A 15,633-nucleotide genomic window follows, 5' to 3' on the forward strand; every position below is an offset into this window, starting at 1 on the left:
AGAACTTGCGACTTTAGTCTAAGCGCGCCCCTTTTCTGCCATGGCCTCAGCCACTTGGCTTCGGGACCACTGTGAATATCCCCTCAGGAGATCTCCCTCGGTGAACAACATCCGCGCCACGCTCGCGATCGTCTGGCGAATCGCCATCCCCTATTTCCGATCGGAGGACAAATGGGCCGGTCGCGGCCTGCTCGCCGCAGTCGTTGCGATGGAGCTGGCGCTGGTCGCGATCAACGTCCTCGTCAGCCAGTGGCAGAACCGGTTTTTCACGGCCATCCAGGAATACAATCTCGCCCGGTTCGTCACGGAGATCTGGATATTCCTCGGCCTCGCGTCCGTCTTCATCGCGCTCGCCGTCTACAAACTCTATCTGAACCAGTGGCTGCAGATCCGCTGGCGGCAATGGCTGACCAGGCACTATCTCGGCGAATGGCTCGACGAGGCCACGCACTATCGCATGCAGCTCACGGGTGACGCCGCCGACAACCCGGACCAGCGCATCACCGAGGACGTCAAGAATTTCGTCGAGCAAACGCTGGTGATCGGGTTGGGCCTGCTTTCGTCCGTCGTGACGCTGGCCTCGTTCGTCGTGATCCTGTGGGGTCTGTCCAACAAGGCACCACTGCACCTTTACGGCACCGATATCGTCATCCCCGGTTTTCTGTTTTGGTGCGCGCTGCTGTACGCGGTGCTGGGTACGGCGCTGACGCACTGGATCGGCGCGCCGCTCATCAACCTCAATTTCGAGCAGCAGCGCTTTGAGGCCGATTTCCGCTTCAATCTGGTTCGCGTCCGCGAAAACTCCGAGCAAATCGCGCTGCTGAAGGGCGAAGGTGCCGAGCGCGGCCGCCTGCTGGACCGCTTCGGCTTCGTGATCGGCAATTGGTATGCGATCATGGGACGGACCAAGCGCCTGACCGCTTTCACGGCGAGCTACAGTCAGGCAGCGGTGATCTTTCCTTATGTGGTGGTGGCTCCGGCTTACTTCGCCAAGAGCATTCAGCTCGGCGACATGATGCAGACCGGCTCGGCTTTCGGCAGCGTGCAGGATGCACTGTCCTTCTTCGTCTCGGCCTATCGTTCGATCGCCGAATGGCGGGCGATCGTCGCGCGTCTCGACGGCTTCGAGATGTCGGTCGACAGCGCGGCAAACCTGCCGGCGCATCAGGCCACGATCGAACTCAAGGCGGCCGGCGGCAGCCGCAATATCGGCCTCGAGAAGCTCTGCGTGTATCTGCCCAACGGCAAGCCGCTGGTCGCGGCCGACGGCTTCGCCATCCAGACGCCGGAGCGCGTGCTCGTGACCGGGCCGTCGGGCTCCGGCAAGTCGACGCTGTTCCGGGCGATTGCCGGCATCTGGCCGTTCGGCACCGGCAGCATCGTCGTCCCCGCCCAGGCGAAGCTGATGATGCTGCCGCAACGCCCCTATTTCCCGGTCGGCGCGCTCGGTGATGCCGTGATCTATCCGGCAGCACCCGGCGCGTTCCAGGCAAGTCAGATCCGGGACGCGGTCATAGCAGTTGGCCTGCCCGACCTCGCCGATCGGCTCGGCGAGGATGGGCACTGGAACCGGATGCTGTCGCTCGGCGAGCAGCAGCGCCTGGGGCTCGCCCGCGCGCTGCTGCATGTGCCGGACTATCTGTTCCTGGACGAGGCCACCGCCTCGCTCGACGAACCGTCGGAGGCTCGCCTCTACCGGCTGCTGGCAGAGAAACTGCCGCAGGCCACCATCGTCTCGATCGGCCATCGCTCGACGCTCGATGCCTTCCACACCCGCAAGGTGGCGATGGTCAAGGACGGCGCGGTCCATGTGCTGGGCAAGGACGGCGCTCCGGTCGAACCGGAGCCGAGCACGGCGCGCTGAGGGACGCTAGCTAGCCGCGCGCAGGTGGTCGCATCCAAGGGACAGGAGCGGCTTGCGCCCTCGGATCCTTCCGCGTCATTGCGAGCGTAGCGTAGCAATCCGGAGTCTTTCCGCGGAGGGATTCTGGATTGCTTCGCCGCGCTCGCAATGACGGAGTGTGGCGCCCTGGCGCGGTTCTATCGCTGGCACATCCACCCCAAAACAAAAGGGCGGCAGATTGCTCTGCCGCCCTTGTCAGTCAGTCTCGGGACAAACTTACTTCAGGTTGCTCATCGCGGTCAGGTCGAAGGACAGCTTGGCAATGCCGGCCGCGCCGCACCAGTTGGAGCCCGCGCCGCCCGGGTTGATCGGGGTGACGTTGGTGGTGCCGGTGGCGTTGAAGGCGCTGGTGAAGGCGTTGCAATCACCCTTGTTCAGGTCGGTGTCGGAGTAACGCAGATCGAGCGTGAACACCTTGTAGGTGAAGCCGATGCCGATATTCCAGGTGTTGTAGTCCTTGTAGGGAATGCCGTTGGCGAAGACGGTGCCGGCACCGGTGCCGTAGAAGGCATCCGAGGTGCCGAACCACTGCCGGCCGAATTCACCCGACGCGTACATGCCGACGCCGGAAGCACCGAACAGCGTGCTGGGCGCCGTGTACTTCGCGGTCAACGACGCATAGTTGCCCCAAGCACCCGAGTTCAGGAAGTTCGGCGAGTAGAACTCGGTCGCGCCAACCGTGAAGCTGTCGTTGATGGTGTAGTTCACCTTGCCGTAGACTTCGAAGAAGCTGACGTCCTTCTTCATGACGTTGCCGTCGGCGAGGAAGATGGTCGTGGTGCTGACGGGGCAGACACCGCCGCCGGGGACGCCGCCGGTGAGCACGTTGTCGGCGCAGCTTCCGCCCGGATACAGGTAGCCCCACACGCCGATGTCGAACGCCCAGGCGCCGAAGGTCGGGCGGATACCGCCGTAGATGTCGATCTCGGCTGCGGCGCGGTTGGCGAACGAGATGCTCTCACCGGACACGCCGACGTAGAGCTGGAGGTCCTTGGTGACGTTATAGCGCGGCTCGAAATAGGCCGCGACCGACGGCTTGTGGTTCGACTGGGTCACGCCGCGGAAGATGTAGTCGTTCATGATCGCGCCGCCGAAGGCGACATCCCAGGGATCGAACGCGGGCACGGGAGGCGCCTTCATAGCCTTCAAGGGCATGTCTGCCGCGAAAGCCGAACCCGTCACCATTGCCAGCGCCGTTGCCAACAAAGCCACTTTCTTCATTTCGATCCCCATCACCAAGTTCTAGACCCCGGTCGAGCTCCGGAAGCCCCCCGGGGCACCCGACCTGATTGAAAATTTCGTAACTGAGGCAATCTGGATGGAGGGACGCAAAGCGAGAAGCAAAAAACACGAGCATTTGCCGACTTTTTGGGCGTTCTGACGATTCCACGAAAGGTTGTCAGCCGGTGTTGCTTCTTGATCACATTATTTTCACGCCAAAGTGCACAGGGGTGGCCGGGATACTACGGAGGACCGAGGCCCCGTGGCGCGCGCGCTACGAATCAGGCGACTCGAAAACGGGCAACCTCCAGCAGCCCGCGACAGAGATGCAAAAAGGCCGCAGCGTCGCCACTGCGGCCTTCCTGTTGTCGATCGCTCGTCCGAGGGGAGGCCTGGTCCGGTGGATCTGGCCTTTGCCCTAACCCTTGGGCCTAACCCTGCCCTTCAGCCGGCGTCGGTTCCGCAGAAGACGAAGGCATCGCCCAGCTTGTCTCAGCGGCAGGCTCCGGGGCCGGCGTGGCTACCGGGGCCGCCGGCTTCGGCGCGGGAGCTGCCTTCGCCTTCTTCGGTGCCGCTCTCTTTGCAGTCTTCTTGGCGGCCTTCTTCGGCGCCGCCTTCTTGGCAGCGGCCTTCTTGGCTGTCTTCTTCGGTGCGGCCTTCTTGGCCGATTTCTTCGCTGCCTTCTTGGCCGACTTCTTGGCGGACTTCTTCTTCGTCGCCTTCTTCGCCGCTACAACCTTCTTGGCCTTTTTAGCCTTCTTGCTTTTCTTCTTGCTCGCTTTCGCCATCGTGGTCCTCCTGTTGCCGCCGAACAATGGTCGATCGGGCGCCTTCAGCCGTCACCGCGGGACGAAGGCTCAGCTCGACGCATTCAATGCCGGCCGCGACCCGCCCGTAGCCCAATCGAGAAGCTCAATCGTGTGTACGACCGGAACTGACGTGCCACTGGCAATCTGCACCATGCAGCCGATATTGCCTGCGGCAATCATGTCCGGCTTGACGCTTGCGATGTTGGCGACCTTGCGATCACGCAACCGGCCCGCAAGCTCGGGCTGGAGAATGTTGTAAGTCCCCGCCGAACCGCAACACAAATGGCTCTCCGGCACATCTTTCACCACGAATCCATTCTTGGAAAGCAATTCTTTCGGAAGGCCCGTGATTTTCTGTCCGTGCTGCAACGAACATGCGGAGTGATAGGCGACGACGATGTTGTCCTGTTGCGTGCTCGGTGCGAGACCGAGACCAGCGACATATTCGGTGATGTCCTTTGCAAGCGCGGACACCTTCGCCGCGTCGGCCGCAAAGACAGCGTCCTCGCGCAACAGATAGCCGTAGTCCTTGATGACGGTGCCGCAGCCTGACGTCGTCACCAGGATGGCGTCGAGCCCTTCGCCGGCGACCTCCTTGTGCCACGCTGCGACATTGGCGCGGGCGCGCACCAGCGCATCATCGTCGCGGCCGAGGTGATGGGTCAGCGCGCCGCAGCATTGCTCGTCCTTGACCAGCACGACCTCGATGCCGTGGCGGGTGAGAAGGCTGATGGCAGCCTGGTTGATGCGCGGCGCCAGCACCTGCTGGGCGCAGCCCTGCAGCAGCGCGACCCGGCCACGCTTCTTGCCTGATGCCGCGAACACGCTGCCCGGAAGGGCACCCGGCGCCGGGAGCCGGGCGGGAGCCAGGGCCAGCATCGCCTTGAGGCGCTGGATCAGGCCTGGCGTGGCCGATGGCCGCGGGGTCGGCAGGAAGACCGCGAGGGGACGGGCCAGCTGCGCCAGCCGCATGCTGATGCGAAACCGTTGCGGGTCCGGCAGCACGAAGGCCAGCAGGCGGCGCAGCAGCCGCTCGGCGAGCGGGCGCTGATAGCGCTGCTCGATCCTGACACGGGCCTGGTCGACGAGGTGCATGTAATTCACCCCGGACGGGCAGGTCGTCATGCAGGCCAGGCACGACAGGCAGCGGTCGACATGCTTGACCACCTCTGACGTCGGCGCCTGGTCCTTCTCCAGCATCTCCTTGATCAGGTAGATGCGGCCGCGCGGGCTATCGAGCTCGTCGCCGAGCAGGACATAGGTCGGGCAAGTCGCCGTGCAGAAGCCGCAATGGACGCAGGCGCGCAGGATCTTGTCGGCTTCCGCGATGTCGGGGTCGGCAAGCTGCGCGAGTGAGAATTCGGTCTTCATGCCGTAGCCCGCCTCAAGCGCCCCCGGTTCAAGATCGACTTCGGATCGAAGCTGGCGCGGACCCGTTCGCTCAAGGCGGCAACGCCCGGCGCTTGCGGGTGGAACACGTCGACGACGCGCCTGACGTCCTCGGTTGCCCGGATCAGCGTGGCGTGCCCTCCGACCGCATCGGCGCGCTGGCGCACGGACGGGGCATGCGCATCCGGCTTCGGCGGCAGCGCCGCCCAGATCAGCCCGCCGCCCCAGTCGTAGATCACATCGCCGCCGGTCTCGCGCGCCAATTGCGCGCCGAGCACCGCCCCCGAGGCCGGCGGACAGACGATGCGCCACACCGGCCAGTCGCCGAGCGCGCCGCCGGCCGCGAACGGCAGCACGTCGCGGATGGCGGACCACAGCATCGACGAGGCGGCATCCTCGATCAGGGTCGCGGCGCCGAACGGCGCCAGCAACTCGCGCAAGGAACCGGCGCGATGGCTGGCGGAGGCCGCGATGCCCTCGAGCCGCAACACGGTCACCGCCTCGCCCTGGCCGGCGATATCGCCAAGCCCGTCAGTCCGGGTCCGGAGCGCCGATTTCGGCAGATGCGCGGCGCCGGAGACGTCGTAGGGGGAGCCGAGAGCCGCAGTCATCGCCTTGTTGGCGGCGGCATCATCGAGCCCGCGCAGCAGCAGCGACCGCTCCGCTTCCGGCTTCGGCATCACCTTCAGCGTCACTTCGGTCATCACCGACAGCGTGCCCCAGGACCCCGCCAGCAGCTTGCAGAGATCATAGCCGGTGACGTTCTTCACCACCTTGCCGCCGGTCTTGAAGCTGTCGCCGAAGCCGGAGACCGCATGCGCCCCGAGCAGATGGTCGCGCGCTCCGCCCGCCTTGATCCGGCGCGGGCCGGCGAGACCGGCCGCGATCATGCCGCCGATGGTCCCTGAGAGCGGCGTGCCGAGCAGCGGCGCCGTGTTGACGGGCTCGAAAGCGAATTGCTGGTTCTTGGCGTCGATCAGCGACAGCACGTCGGCGACCGGCGCGCCGGCCTGGAGCGTGACGATCAACTCGTTCGGCTCGTAGGAGGTGACGGCATTCAGCGCGGAGACGTCGAGCACGGCGTTGGTCGCCATGGCGTGCCCGATGCTGCGCATGCTGCCATGACCGATGATCTCGAGCGGCTGCTCATTGGCAATCGCCGCGCGCACCACCTCTTCGACGTCTTTGGCGTCTCTGACCTTGAGCGTATCCACGGGCAAAGGCGGTAGCGAAATTCGCGTCCGAAATCAAATATGACGTCGCGCCATCGCCCCTCGCCCGCCCGCGCGGGACCCGCCGCGAGCGACAATGACACTTCGATATTAGTCGAATCGTTCACGACATCGACACTTCGATCCGCGGCGAACCAAAGCCGGCGGGCCATCGCTACAAGTCTGCCCCGGTCGCGATCGAAACCAACCGATGGAGACAGACATCATGAACCACTATGCCACGCAGAAATCGCTGAGTGATGCCGTCGACGGCGGCGGCCTGCTCGTGGTCGCGCAATGGGAGGCAAAGCCTGATGAGGCCGACAAGATCGCAGGGATCCTCGACCGCTTCCTGCCGGAAGCGCAGCGCGAGGAGGGCGTCAAGCTGTTCCTGATCTCACGGGCGAAGGACAATCCGGCGCAGTTCCTGTTCTATGAGCTGTTCCGCGACGAGGCCGCGTTCAAGGCGCACCAGGAGAGCGCGCATTTCAAGACCTACATCGCAGGCCAAGCGCTGCCGCTCTTGGCGAAGCGCGAGCGGGCGCAGTACGGGCTGCTGTAGAAGCCAGCTCGCACGCCGCGGTTCGATCCGGACCGCGGCGTCGTACCACTAGATGATCGCGCGCAGCGGCGATCTGCGCAGGATGAACCCCGAGACGCTGAAGCTGCCGATCGCGGCCAGCACCGTCAGCAGGAGCGCTTTCGCGAGCGCTGGCAGCAGCAACCCGTGCATCAGCAGGGCAAAGCCGATCAGGATCGGCGGGTGGATCAGGTAGACGCCGAAGGCATTGTCCGAGAGCCAATTGGCGAGCAGACCTTGCGTGTCGAAATAGCGACGGTAAACGGCGAGGAGCAGGAAGCCCATGCCCACGCAGACGAGCGCCTCCCACAGGCACATGCCGGCACTGACGGGATTGAAGCCGCCGCCATAGAGCGCCGTGTCGCCTTCGAGGCCGCCGCCAAACAGCACCAGCGCCGCGAATAGCGCCGCAGAGATGGCCAGCGCCAGAGCTCCCCAACGCAGATACGATCGGTCGACAAGGCCAATCATCCAGTTGCCGCGGTAGCCGTAGGCCCCCGCCGCGAACATCAGAACATATTGCGGGAGATCGCCGGGATGGACGTTGAGCACTGACGCACCGCCCGGCACGACGACGCGCACGGCAAAGGTCGTCGTGGCCATGACCACGACGAAGACCGCGACCAACGGTCCACTCAGCGCAACCATCCGCTCCTGCCATCCCGACAGCCGGATCAGACCGTAGAGCAGCGAGAACAGCAGCAGCACGGCGCAGAACCACATCGGCCCGGTCTCGGACAGCCACTCGCCATCGCGCAGGTGCGTCAGCCATTGATGGCCGAAACCACCGTTGCCCCAGCTATGCGACAGGAAATACTGAGTGAGCGGACCGATCACGAACATATAGACCAGGGTCGGTACGCCCAGCCGGAACAACCGGTCACGGGCAAAAGCGGAAAGCCCTTTCCTGTCAAACGATGATGCCGCGAAATAGCCGGCGATGCAGAACAACACCGCCATGAAGAACGCCTGGAGGAAGCTCTGATAGATGCCGAAGAACAGAGCCGTGCCGAAGCCGATCTTCTGCCGGTCGACATAGTACCAATTGCCGAACGGTGAGTAGGTGTCGGCCGCATGCATGCTCAGCACGAGAATGATCATCGACCAGCGGATGTTGTCGATGAACAGCATGCGCGAAGGGGTGCGCGTCGCGGCCGCTGTCCTGGTCGTCGTGCCTATCGAGATGTCCGCCATACCGCTACCTGAACCGACAAGCCCAATGCTCAGAACCGCGGAATGTCCGGGAACGCCAGCTTGCCGGCATGGACATGCATGCGGCCGAGCTCGGCGCAGCGATGCAGGGTCGGAAACACTTTTCCTGGATTGAGCAGGCCCTGCGCGTCGAAGGCGCATTTCAACCGCTGCTGCTGGCTGAGGTCGATCTCGGTGAACATCTCCGGCATGAGGTCGCGCTTCTCGATGCCGACGCCGTGCTCGCCGGTGAGCACGCCGCCGAATTCGACGCAGGCGCGCAGGATGTCGGCGCCGAAGGCCTCGGCGCGCTCGATTTCGCCGGGCTTGTTGGCATCGTAGAGGATCAGCGGATGCAGATTGCCGTCGCCGGCGTGGAACACGTTGGCGCAGCCGAGCTGGTACTTTTCGCCAAGCTCGCGGATGCGCGCCAGCGCCCTCGGCAGCGCGCCGCGCGGAATGGTTCCGTCCATGCAGAGATAGTCGGGCGAGATGCGGCCCACCGCGGGAAACGCGGCCTTGCGGCCCGCCCAGAACAAATTGCGCTCGGCCTCCGAATTGGAGATCTGCAGCGTCACCGAGCCGCAGCCTCTTGCGATGGTCTCGACGCGCGTGATCAGCTCGTCGACCTCGATCTTGGGACCGTCGAGCTCGATGATGAGCAGCGCTTCGACGTCGAGCGGATAGCCGGCATGGACGAACGCCTCCGCGGCGTGGATCGCCGGCTTGTCCATCATCTCCATGCCGCCAGGAATGATACCGGCGCCGATGATGCGCGCCACGCATTCGCCGGCCGCCTCGACCTGCGCGAATCCGACCATCAGCGCGCGCGCCGTCTCCGGCTTCTGCAGGATGCGCACGGTGATCTCGGTTATGACGCCGAGCAGGCCTTCGGAGCCGGTGATGACGCCCATGAGGTCGTAACCGGGATTCTCCGCCGATTTGCCGCCGATGCGCAGGATCTCGCCGCTCATCAGGACGATCTCGCAGCCGAGCACATTGTTGGTGGTCATGCCGTACTTGAGGCAGTGCACGCCGCCGGAATTTTCCGCGACATTGCCGCCGATCGAGCAGGCGATCTGCGAGGACGGATCGGGCGCGTAGTAGAAGCCGGCATGCGCGACTGCCTGGCTGATGGCGAGATTGGTGACGCCGGGCTCGGTGACGACGACGCGGTTGTCGAAATCGATCTCGCGGATGCGCTTGAACTTGCCGAGGCCCAGCAGCACGCCGTCCTCCAGCGGCAGCGCGCCGCCGGATAGCGAGGTGCCGGAGCCGCGCGGCACCACCTTGATGCCATGGGCGGCACAATATTTCAGGACGAGCGAGACCTGCTCGGTCGTATCAGGCAGCACCACGACCATCGGCGGCTGCCGATAGGCGGTCAGACCGTCGGATTCATAGGCCCGCATCTCGGCGGGCGTATCGATCACGCCCTCGCCCGGCACGATTGCGCGCAAGGCGGCGACGATTTCGCTGCGGCGCGCCAGCACCGCCTGATCGCTCGCGGGCATCATGATGGCCATGTTACAAACCTTCGTCGGGCATTGGAATTTGTTCCGGCAAATCAATCACGTCTGCCCAGGTTTGGGTAGGGTCCTCCGAAGGTCGCATTGCTTTGTTGCAGCGCAAGTTCTCTCTGAGGCAAGTCTGCTATCAAGAAACCTGTCAGGGTTTGGCGGCTTGTCCACGTGCACCGAACCTGCCAAAACCACGATCCCCCCTCTGACCCGGGAAGAGACGAAGAGCTATGAAAAAATTGACTTTCGGCGCTTTGGTTGCCCTCGCCATGACTGCCGCAGCCTCCACCGCGATGGCCCAGGATGTCGCGGCCGGCAAGACGTCGTTCAACAAGTGCCTCGCCTGCCACGCCATCGGCGAAGGCGCGAAGAACAAGGTCGGCCCCGAGCTGAACGGCCTTGATGGCCGTCATTCCGGCACCGCGCCGGACTACAATTATTCGGATGCGAACAAGAATTCCGGCATCACCTGGAACGAGGCGCAGTTCAAGGAATACATCAAGGATCCGAAGGCCAAGATTCCCGGCACCAAGATGGCATTCGCCGGCATCAAGAACGAAACCGAGGTCAACAACCTCTGGTCCTACGTCTCGCAGTTCGACAAGGACGGGAAGATCAAGCAGTAAGCGAACGAATGGCGGCCGCTAATTGAAATTGGCGGCCGCTTGCGCCGGGGCAATGTTCGCGATCATCGTCTCGATCTCTGTCTTCACGAGATCCGGTACCGCGTTCTGCACCATGTGGCCGAGATCGGGCAGCACGATCAGCTTTGCATTCGGCACCGTCGCGGCGAACGGGCGTGCGTGGATGTCGGTCTTCACCGTCTTGTCGGGCGCGCCGGCGATAATCGTCACGGGCGCTCTGACCTCGCCGTAGCGCGGCGCCTGCGCGGCTACGGCTTCCTTCAGCGTCACCAGATCATAGGCATTGGCGATGAATTCGCGCGGCCGCAGCAATAGCGGCGTCGCTGACTCATTCACGAATCGATCAGGCATCGTTTGCGGCAGGAAAACGTTGCGCGCACCGGATTCGGTGACGAAATAGCCCAGCGGCAGCGTGATGGTGTAGGCGAGCAGCGGGCCGATGACAGGCGTTGCGATGAACTCGTTGTAGCGGCCGACGCCGCCGCGCCAGGGATGGGTCACCGGTGCCAGCATCACGAGCCCGGCAACGCGGCTTGCGTGATCGAGCGCCAGCCGCGCGCCCAGCGCACCGCTCCAGGAGTGCACGACGAAGATGGCGCGATCGATTCCAAGCTTGCCGAGCGCCTCATCGATCATTCGCGCCTGAATCTGAGGCGTCGAATCCTGCCGTCGCGCACGCGTGCTCCAGCCGTGTCCGGGGCGGTCGATCAGAACCACGCGGTGGTTCCCGGCGAGCATGTCGCCGAGCGGACGCCGCATCGCTTCGAGATTGGAGCTTGCGCCGTGCAGCATGACGATCGGCAAGCCAGCGTCGCGCGGGCCGATGTCGACGACGTGCAGCCTCGCACCCTCGACCTCGATCATCCGGCCCTGCGGCGGAAAGGAACGTTGCAGGACGACGATGCCGGCCTGCGTGACCAGCGCGAGCAGGGCCAGCGCCGTCACGGCTGATAAAACGATCATGGAGACAGTCCGGACGATCCAGGGCACATGGCAGTTACGAATGACGCAGACGGCAGTTTCGCGCAGCGAGGCTCGGCGCTTCCACCGGAAATGCCGCCCTGTGGATATGTGCATAATTGCCGAACTAAAAAAATTCAACAAAATCAATGATACCACGCGATGACACACAAGCCTCCGGCCAGCTTCATGCAGTCGTCATCGCGCCGTCCTTATAATCGCCACGGTCGGTTCCGCCATTTGGAAGCGGATGGGCGCCGATCCCTCCTCGCAACCTCGGGGGATGCAGGAAAGACCGGCAGGATTGTCCTGGGTTTGAACCGGAGGATTATCGATGAGCTTCAGATCGAATGACAGCGCAATCGACGAGATTGTCGCAAGCTGCAACGGCGATTTGCGCGGTGCCGTGCGGGCCCTGCTGCTGATCAACGAGCATCTCGAGAGCGAACTCGCCAAGGCCTATGCGGCGGCGGCCGATCGCGGTCTCGCCGAGCGCGGCACCAACCTGCTGCACTGAGCCAGATCAACCGGCGTCGTCCTCGGCCTTTTGCTCGTCGGGTGTGAGCACGGGACAGGCGCGGATGGTCGAGCGCGCAAGCTTGGCATCGTCCTTGGATTTGTAGGGACCGTCGCCGAACCAGATGTCGCCGTAGATGACCGGATTGCTGGTCACGATGTTGCATTTGCCGGTGGCGCGATTGCCGACCACCCAGAACAGCCCATTGGCGAGGCTGACCGTTCCCGACGCCAACAGCAAGCTACAAGCAAAGATCAAACGCATCATGGCTGTGCTCCCTGCCATGCAGGTAGACCTGCGGCGGCGCCGGCAATAGTCCTTGCGAGATTGCGCTTCCGATCGTGGTTAATCGCCGCGCGCCGCAACCGCTCGAAAAATGATCGAAATATCTCGTATTGTTTGAGCACGATCTTTCCGGAAAACCGCTGCACACTTTTCCGGATCGTGCTCTAGATGTCGCGGCCCTCGACCTTCTCGGCCAGGGCCTTCACCTGCTCGGGGATCTTCTCAAGGTGCGGATTGACGGCGAGCGCCTTGCGGTAGGCCTCGAGCGCGCGCTTCTCGTCGCCGACGTCCTGCATGATCATGCCGAGCCCGGCGAGCGCGCCGAAATGACGGGGCTCGCGGATCAGCACCTCGCGGATGTCGGCGAGCGAGTGGGCATAGTCGTTCTGCATGTAATAGAGCGTGGCGCGCCGGTTCCAGGCTTCGATGTAGTCGGGCCGGAGCTTGATGACGGCATCGAGCAGCTTGATCGCGACGTCGATCTTCTGCGCATCGACCGCCGCCTTGGCCCGCGCCATCAGCAGCGCGGCGGTGTCGCTCGGGGTCTGCAGCCAGATCGCCCAGATCCGGGCCTCGACATGCCTGGCGCTGACGTCATCAGGGGCGGCCTTCAGCGCGCCGAACAGGAAATCGAGATTCTTGGTGCGGTCGGCCTTGGGCAGCTTGGCCGGCGCCTCGGGCAGCTTCTTCTGCTGCTTCGCCGGCGGGGCCGGATCCTGCGCCAGCGCCGGCGCAAGGCCGGCGGTTCCAAGAACCAGGGCCAGGCACAGCGTACGCGGATGAAGGAATCTCACGGTCATGGTGAAAGTCTAAACGCGCAAAGCCGCCCTTGCAAAGCAAAGGCGGCGTCAAACTCGTGTGAGCCGTGGTCTTGCGGGGCCGCGCGAAAAGGCGCTGCCGGGGATCAGCCTCTTGGCAGATCAGCCCTGGCGAGCCTTGAAGCGGCGCTGCACCTTGTTGATCACATAGACCCGGCCCTTGCGGCGGACCAGGCGGTTGGCGCGATGGCGACCGCGCAGCGACTTCAGCGAGTTACGGACCTTCATGGCAGAATCCTGAACGTTCGAAAGGCCGTGTTCGGCACTACCGTCTCGGCACGCGCGAATGTGGCAAAATGAAATCTTTCCCGCTGGCGGACCGACCGCCCGGGACGGGGCGGTTCTTAAGGCATCGCGTGAGGTCGTGTCAATGTTATCCGGCCGGTTCCCCTCAAGCAAAATCGCGAAAACAACCCCATGCACAGTAGAAGCGGCCGGATCGGCCCGATTCCGTCCCATCGCGGCGAGGCCCCGCAAAGACTTTCACGGGTTGCGATTTCCCTGCCAGCAACGCCTTGCCAAATTCGTTATATCATATAATCAATTTGGCAACCCGTCGGGAGGACACAAATGCCCAAGCTGAAGCTGCCTGATATCGACAAGGTCGTTGCGATCGACATCCACACCCATGCCGAGGAGCCCTGCGGCACCCATCCCGACGACGGCTATGACGATTTCCAGGCGCAGATGGCCGAGTATTTCAAGTCGCCGCACAAGCATCCGCCGACCGTGCCGGAGACCGCGGCCTATTACCGCTCCAAGAACATCGCCGCAGTGATCTTCCCCGTCGATGCCGAGCGCGAGACCGGCTTCCGCCGCTACAAGAACGAGGAGATGCTGGAGATCGCCTCCGACCATCTCGACGTCCTCATCCCCTTCGTCTCGATCGACCCGCACAAGGGCAAGCTCGGCGTGCGCGAGGCGCGCAGGCTGATCGAGGACTACGGCGTGCGCGGCTTCAAATTCCATCCGACCATGCAGGGCTTCTACGCCAACGACCGCATGGCCTATCCGCTCTACGAAGAGATCAACAACGGCGGCGCGATCGCGCTGTTCCACACCGGCCAGACCGGCGTCGGCTCGGGCATGCCCGGCGGCATGGGCATGCGGCTGAAATATTCCAACCCGATGTACATGGACGACGTCGCGGCCGATTTCCCCGACCTCAAGATCATCCTCGCCCACCCCTCCTTCCCCTGGCAGGAAGAAGCGCTGTCGGTCGCGACCCACAAGCCGAACGTCTATATCGACCTCTCCGGCTGGTCGCCGAAATACTTCCCGCCGATCCTGGTGCGCTACATCAACTCGATCCTGCAGGACAAGATGCTGTTCGGCTCCGATTGGCCCGTCATCACGCCGGACCGCTGGCTGTCGGATTTCGCCAAGATCGACATCCGCGACGAGATCCGGCCGAAGGTGTTGAAGGCCAACGCGCGGACGATTCTGGGGATCTAGCAGCATCCACACAGCGTCCGCTCACGGCTCTGCGACGGCAGACATTCGCGGCCAAGCCGCTCTGATCAGCTTCGGGGCCAACAGCGGACAAATGCACCGCAGCAAGCGCGGTGGTCTATCCGATTACATCGTCCGCGCGAGCAACTAAATCGGGAGGTAATCGTAAGCCAAGTTGCCGGGCTGCTTTTTGGTTTACGACCAACTCAAACTCGGTTGGAGCTTGAACGGGCAGTTCGGCGGGATCAGCACCGCGCAGAATCCGATCAACGTACGACACCGCACCATCGAATACCTTCATGAAGTAGACGCCGTAAGAAATCAGGCCGTCAGCGTCGCAGAAGGAACGGAGTGGATATATTGCTGGAATGCGGCATTGGCGGACCAAGGCTGTAAAGCGATCTGGTTGTGAACTCGTGAATGCATCAGGCAAGAAAATGAGGCCGCTATCGGCCTTGTCTTTAAAGGAAACGATCAAACGCTCCATGTCGGATTCTCCGCCACTGGGTGTTTCCACTGACGCGATTCCTGATGCGCGCGCGGTCCTGTCTATCGATTCGCGGAATGCCGCGGAATTGTTTCCGGGTTCAGGATTGTAGACGAGCCCGATGTGCTGGATGTTCGGCGCAATCTCTTTCAGGAGAGAAACCCACTTGCCGCCCAAGCTCGGCTCAAATGGTGTGAAGCCTGTCACGTTGTGGCCCGGTCTGGAAAAGCTATCAACGTACTGCATTCCCACTGGATCACTTACCATGGCAAAGACGGTATGAAGCGTTGAGCCCTCAGCTTGAAGTGCCGCCATGGACGTATTGGTCAATGCAAACAGCACATCCGGCTTCAGGGAGATCAGCTCTCGGGCATAACGATGCGCCAGATCAGTATCTCCGTTATATATTCGGCTTTCAACGATGAGATTATCGCCGAGCTTCCAGCCACGTTGTTTGAGGCTATCTTCAAGAAACTTCTTTGTAATTGCTCCTACAAGCAGTGCACCTACCCGACGCACTTTGCCTTGAGCCATTGGGGGAGTGGCTGCTGCGCCGCAGGCGGTGATAAGACCAATAGCCTTCATGAAATCCCGTCGCTTCATGGCGCGCCCTCTAGTCTCTAACTTCGCCAATCATATGATGCTG

16 protein-coding genes are annotated in these 15,633 nt (G+C 63.1%); 5 read left to right on the forward strand and 11 right to left on the reverse strand.

Annotated features, from left to right (window positions below):
• Positions 1-100: 100 nt before the first annotated feature.
• On the forward strand, positions 101-1,864 hold the full coding sequence (locus XH91_RS30305) for an ABC transporter ATP-binding protein/permease (protein ID WP_128953998.1): 1,764 nt from the start codon (positions 101-103) through the stop codon (positions 1,862-1,864).
• Between the two features lie 255 nt (positions 1,865-2,119).
• Here XH91_RS30305 and XH91_RS30315 read toward each other — a convergent pair whose 3' ends face one another.
• The 4 genes from XH91_RS30315 to XH91_RS30330 all read right to left on the reverse strand — a co-directional run bounded on the left by XH91_RS30315 (position 2,120) and on the right by XH91_RS30330 (position 6,536).
• Positions 2,120-3,124: a TorF family putative porin gene (locus XH91_RS30315; protein ID WP_164935523.1), complete on the reverse strand. Its 1,005-nt coding sequence runs from the start codon at positions 3,122-3,124 to the stop codon at positions 2,120-2,122.
• Between the two features lie 431 nt (positions 3,125-3,555).
• Positions 3,556-3,912, reverse strand: a complete 357-nt coding sequence (locus tag XH91_RS30320; RefSeq protein WP_128954001.1) for a histone — start codon at positions 3,910-3,912, stop codon at positions 3,556-3,558.
• A gap of 69 nt (positions 3,913-3,981) precedes the next feature.
• Positions 3,982-5,304 carry a glycolate oxidase subunit GlcF gene (gene glcF / locus XH91_RS30325; RefSeq protein ID WP_128954002.1) on the reverse strand — a complete coding sequence of 441 codons (1,323 nt, stop codon included), beginning with the start codon at positions 5,302-5,304 and terminating at the stop codon, positions 3,982-3,984.
• The gene (locus XH91_RS30330) at positions 5,301-6,536 is read right to left on the reverse strand and encodes an FAD-binding protein (RefSeq protein WP_128954003.1); all 1,236 of its coding nucleotides are present in this window, start codon (positions 6,534-6,536) and stop codon (positions 5,301-5,303) included. Before XH91_RS30330 ends, glcF begins: the two co-directional genes overlap by 4 nt.
• Before the next feature lie 223 nt (positions 6,537-6,759).
• Between XH91_RS30330 and XH91_RS30335 the strand changes: the two genes are divergently transcribed.
• Entirely contained in the window at positions 6,760-7,095 is a 336-nt protein-coding gene (locus XH91_RS30335) for a putative quinol monooxygenase (protein WP_128954004.1), read from the forward strand.
• A 48-nt stretch (positions 7,096-7,143) separates the two neighbouring features.
• Here XH91_RS30335 and XH91_RS30340 read toward each other — a convergent pair whose 3' ends face one another.
• Together XH91_RS30340 and XH91_RS30345 are read right to left on the reverse strand one after the other, a co-directional pair.
• A complete protein-coding gene (locus XH91_RS30340; protein ID WP_128954005.1) occupies positions 7,144-8,307 on the reverse strand; it encodes an acyltransferase family protein in 1,164 nt (387 codons plus the stop codon).
• Between the two features lie 29 nt (positions 8,308-8,336).
• Positions 8,337-9,830, reverse strand: a complete 1,494-nt coding sequence (locus XH91_RS30345) for an FAD-linked oxidase C-terminal domain-containing protein (protein WP_128954006.1) — start codon at positions 9,828-9,830, stop codon at positions 8,337-8,339.
• A gap of 224 nt (positions 9,831-10,054) precedes the next feature.
• Between XH91_RS30345 and cycA the strand changes: the two genes are divergently transcribed.
• Positions 10,055-10,450: a cytochrome c-550 CycA gene (gene cycA / locus XH91_RS30350; protein WP_128954007.1), complete on the forward strand. Its 396-nt coding sequence runs from the start codon at positions 10,055-10,057 to the stop codon at positions 10,448-10,450.
• 18 nt (positions 10,451-10,468) lie between these two features.
• Here cycA and XH91_RS30355 read toward each other — a convergent pair whose 3' ends face one another.
• Positions 10,469-11,431 (reverse strand): alpha/beta fold hydrolase, encoded by a 963-nt coding sequence (locus XH91_RS30355; RefSeq protein ID WP_164933666.1) that lies wholly within the window; start codon positions 11,429-11,431, stop codon positions 10,469-10,471.
• A gap of 331 nt (positions 11,432-11,762) precedes the next feature.
• On the opposite strand from XH91_RS30355, the gene XH91_RS30360 reads away from it, so the two are divergent.
• Complete coding sequence (locus tag XH91_RS30360) at positions 11,763-11,945, forward strand: hypothetical protein (RefSeq protein WP_128954009.1); 183 nt, start codon at positions 11,763-11,765, stop codon at positions 11,943-11,945.
• A 6-nt stretch (positions 11,946-11,951) separates the two neighbouring features.
• Here the strand turns inward: XH91_RS30360 and XH91_RS30365 are convergent, their stop codons facing one another.
• From XH91_RS30365 to ykgO, 3 genes are all read right to left on the reverse strand, one after another.
• Complete coding sequence (locus tag XH91_RS30365; RefSeq protein ID WP_128954010.1) at positions 11,952-12,212, reverse strand: hypothetical protein; 261 nt, start codon at positions 12,210-12,212, stop codon at positions 11,952-11,954.
• A 182-nt stretch (positions 12,213-12,394) separates the two neighbouring features.
• Complete coding sequence (locus tag XH91_RS30370; RefSeq protein WP_128954011.1) at positions 12,395-13,030, reverse strand: tetratricopeptide repeat protein; 636 nt, start codon at positions 13,028-13,030, stop codon at positions 12,395-12,397.
• A 120-nt stretch (positions 13,031-13,150) separates the two neighbouring features.
• The gene (gene ykgO, locus XH91_RS30375) at positions 13,151-13,276 is read right to left on the reverse strand and encodes a type B 50S ribosomal protein L36 (protein ID WP_006611362.1); all 126 of its coding nucleotides are present in this window, start codon (positions 13,274-13,276) and stop codon (positions 13,151-13,153) included.
• A gap of 342 nt (positions 13,277-13,618) precedes the next feature.
• On the opposite strand from ykgO, the gene XH91_RS30380 reads away from it, so the two are divergent.
• Positions 13,619-14,503 carry an amidohydrolase family protein gene (locus tag XH91_RS30380; protein ID WP_128954012.1) on the forward strand — a complete coding sequence of 295 codons (885 nt, stop codon included), beginning with the start codon at positions 13,619-13,621 and terminating at the stop codon, positions 14,501-14,503.
• Between the two features lie 115 nt (positions 14,504-14,618).
• Here the strand turns inward: XH91_RS30380 and XH91_RS30385 are convergent, their stop codons facing one another.
• The gene (locus tag XH91_RS30385) at positions 14,619-15,590 is read right to left on the reverse strand and encodes an ABC transporter substrate-binding protein (RefSeq protein WP_128954013.1); all 972 of its coding nucleotides are present in this window, start codon (positions 15,588-15,590) and stop codon (positions 14,619-14,621) included.
• Between the last annotated feature and the right edge of the window lie 43 nt (positions 15,591-15,633).

The organism is Bradyrhizobium guangzhouense (assembly GCF_004114955.1).
Lineage (GTDB): Bacteria > Pseudomonadota > Alphaproteobacteria > Rhizobiales > Xanthobacteraceae > Bradyrhizobium > Bradyrhizobium guangzhouense.

Excerpts from the sequence above, each read along its gene's own strand:
- XH91_RS30335 (WP_128954004.1), top strand. The coding sequence starts at position 6,760 with ATGAACCACTATGCCACGCAGAAATCGCTGAGTGATGCCGTCGACGGC.
- XH91_RS30385 (WP_128954013.1), bottom strand. The coding sequence starts at position 15,590 with ATGAAGCGACGGGATTTCATGAAGGCTATTGGTCTTATCACCGCCTGC.
- glcF (WP_128954002.1), bottom strand. The coding sequence starts at position 5,304 with ATGAAGACCGAATTCTCACTCGCGCAGCTTGCCGACCCCGACATCGCG.
- XH91_RS30345 (WP_128954006.1), bottom strand. The coding sequence starts at position 9,830 with ATGGCCATCATGATGCCCGCGAGCGATCAGGCGGTGCTGGCGCGCCGC.
- XH91_RS30360 (WP_128954009.1), top strand. The coding sequence starts at position 11,763 with ATGAGCTTCAGATCGAATGACAGCGCAATCGACGAGATTGTCGCAAGC.
- XH91_RS30315 (WP_164935523.1), bottom strand. The coding sequence starts at position 3,124 with ATGAAGAAAGTGGCTTTGTTGGCAACGGCGCTGGCAATGGTGACGGGT.
- cycA (WP_128954007.1), top strand. The coding sequence starts at position 10,055 with ATGAAAAAATTGACTTTCGGCGCTTTGGTTGCCCTCGCCATGACTGCC.
- XH91_RS30365 (WP_128954010.1), bottom strand. The coding sequence starts at position 12,212 with ATGATGCGTTTGATCTTTGCTTGTAGCTTGCTGTTGGCGTCGGGAACG.
- XH91_RS30320 (WP_128954001.1), bottom strand. The coding sequence starts at position 3,912 with ATGGCGAAAGCGAGCAAGAAGAAAAGCAAGAAGGCTAAAAAGGCCAAG.
- XH91_RS30355 (WP_164933666.1), bottom strand. The coding sequence starts at position 11,431 with ATGATCGTTTTATCAGCCGTGACGGCGCTGGCCCTGCTCGCGCTGGTC.
- XH91_RS30340 (WP_128954005.1), bottom strand. The coding sequence starts at position 8,307 with ATGGCGGACATCTCGATAGGCACGACGACCAGGACAGCGGCCGCGACG.
- ykgO (WP_006611362.1), bottom strand. The coding sequence starts at position 13,276 with ATGAAGGTCCGTAACTCGCTGAAGTCGCTGCGCGGTCGCCATCGCGCC.
- XH91_RS30370 (WP_128954011.1), bottom strand. The coding sequence starts at position 13,030 with ATGACCGTGAGATTCCTTCATCCGCGTACGCTGTGCCTGGCCCTGGTT.
- XH91_RS30380 (WP_128954012.1), top strand. The coding sequence starts at position 13,619 with ATGCCCAAGCTGAAGCTGCCTGATATCGACAAGGTCGTTGCGATCGAC.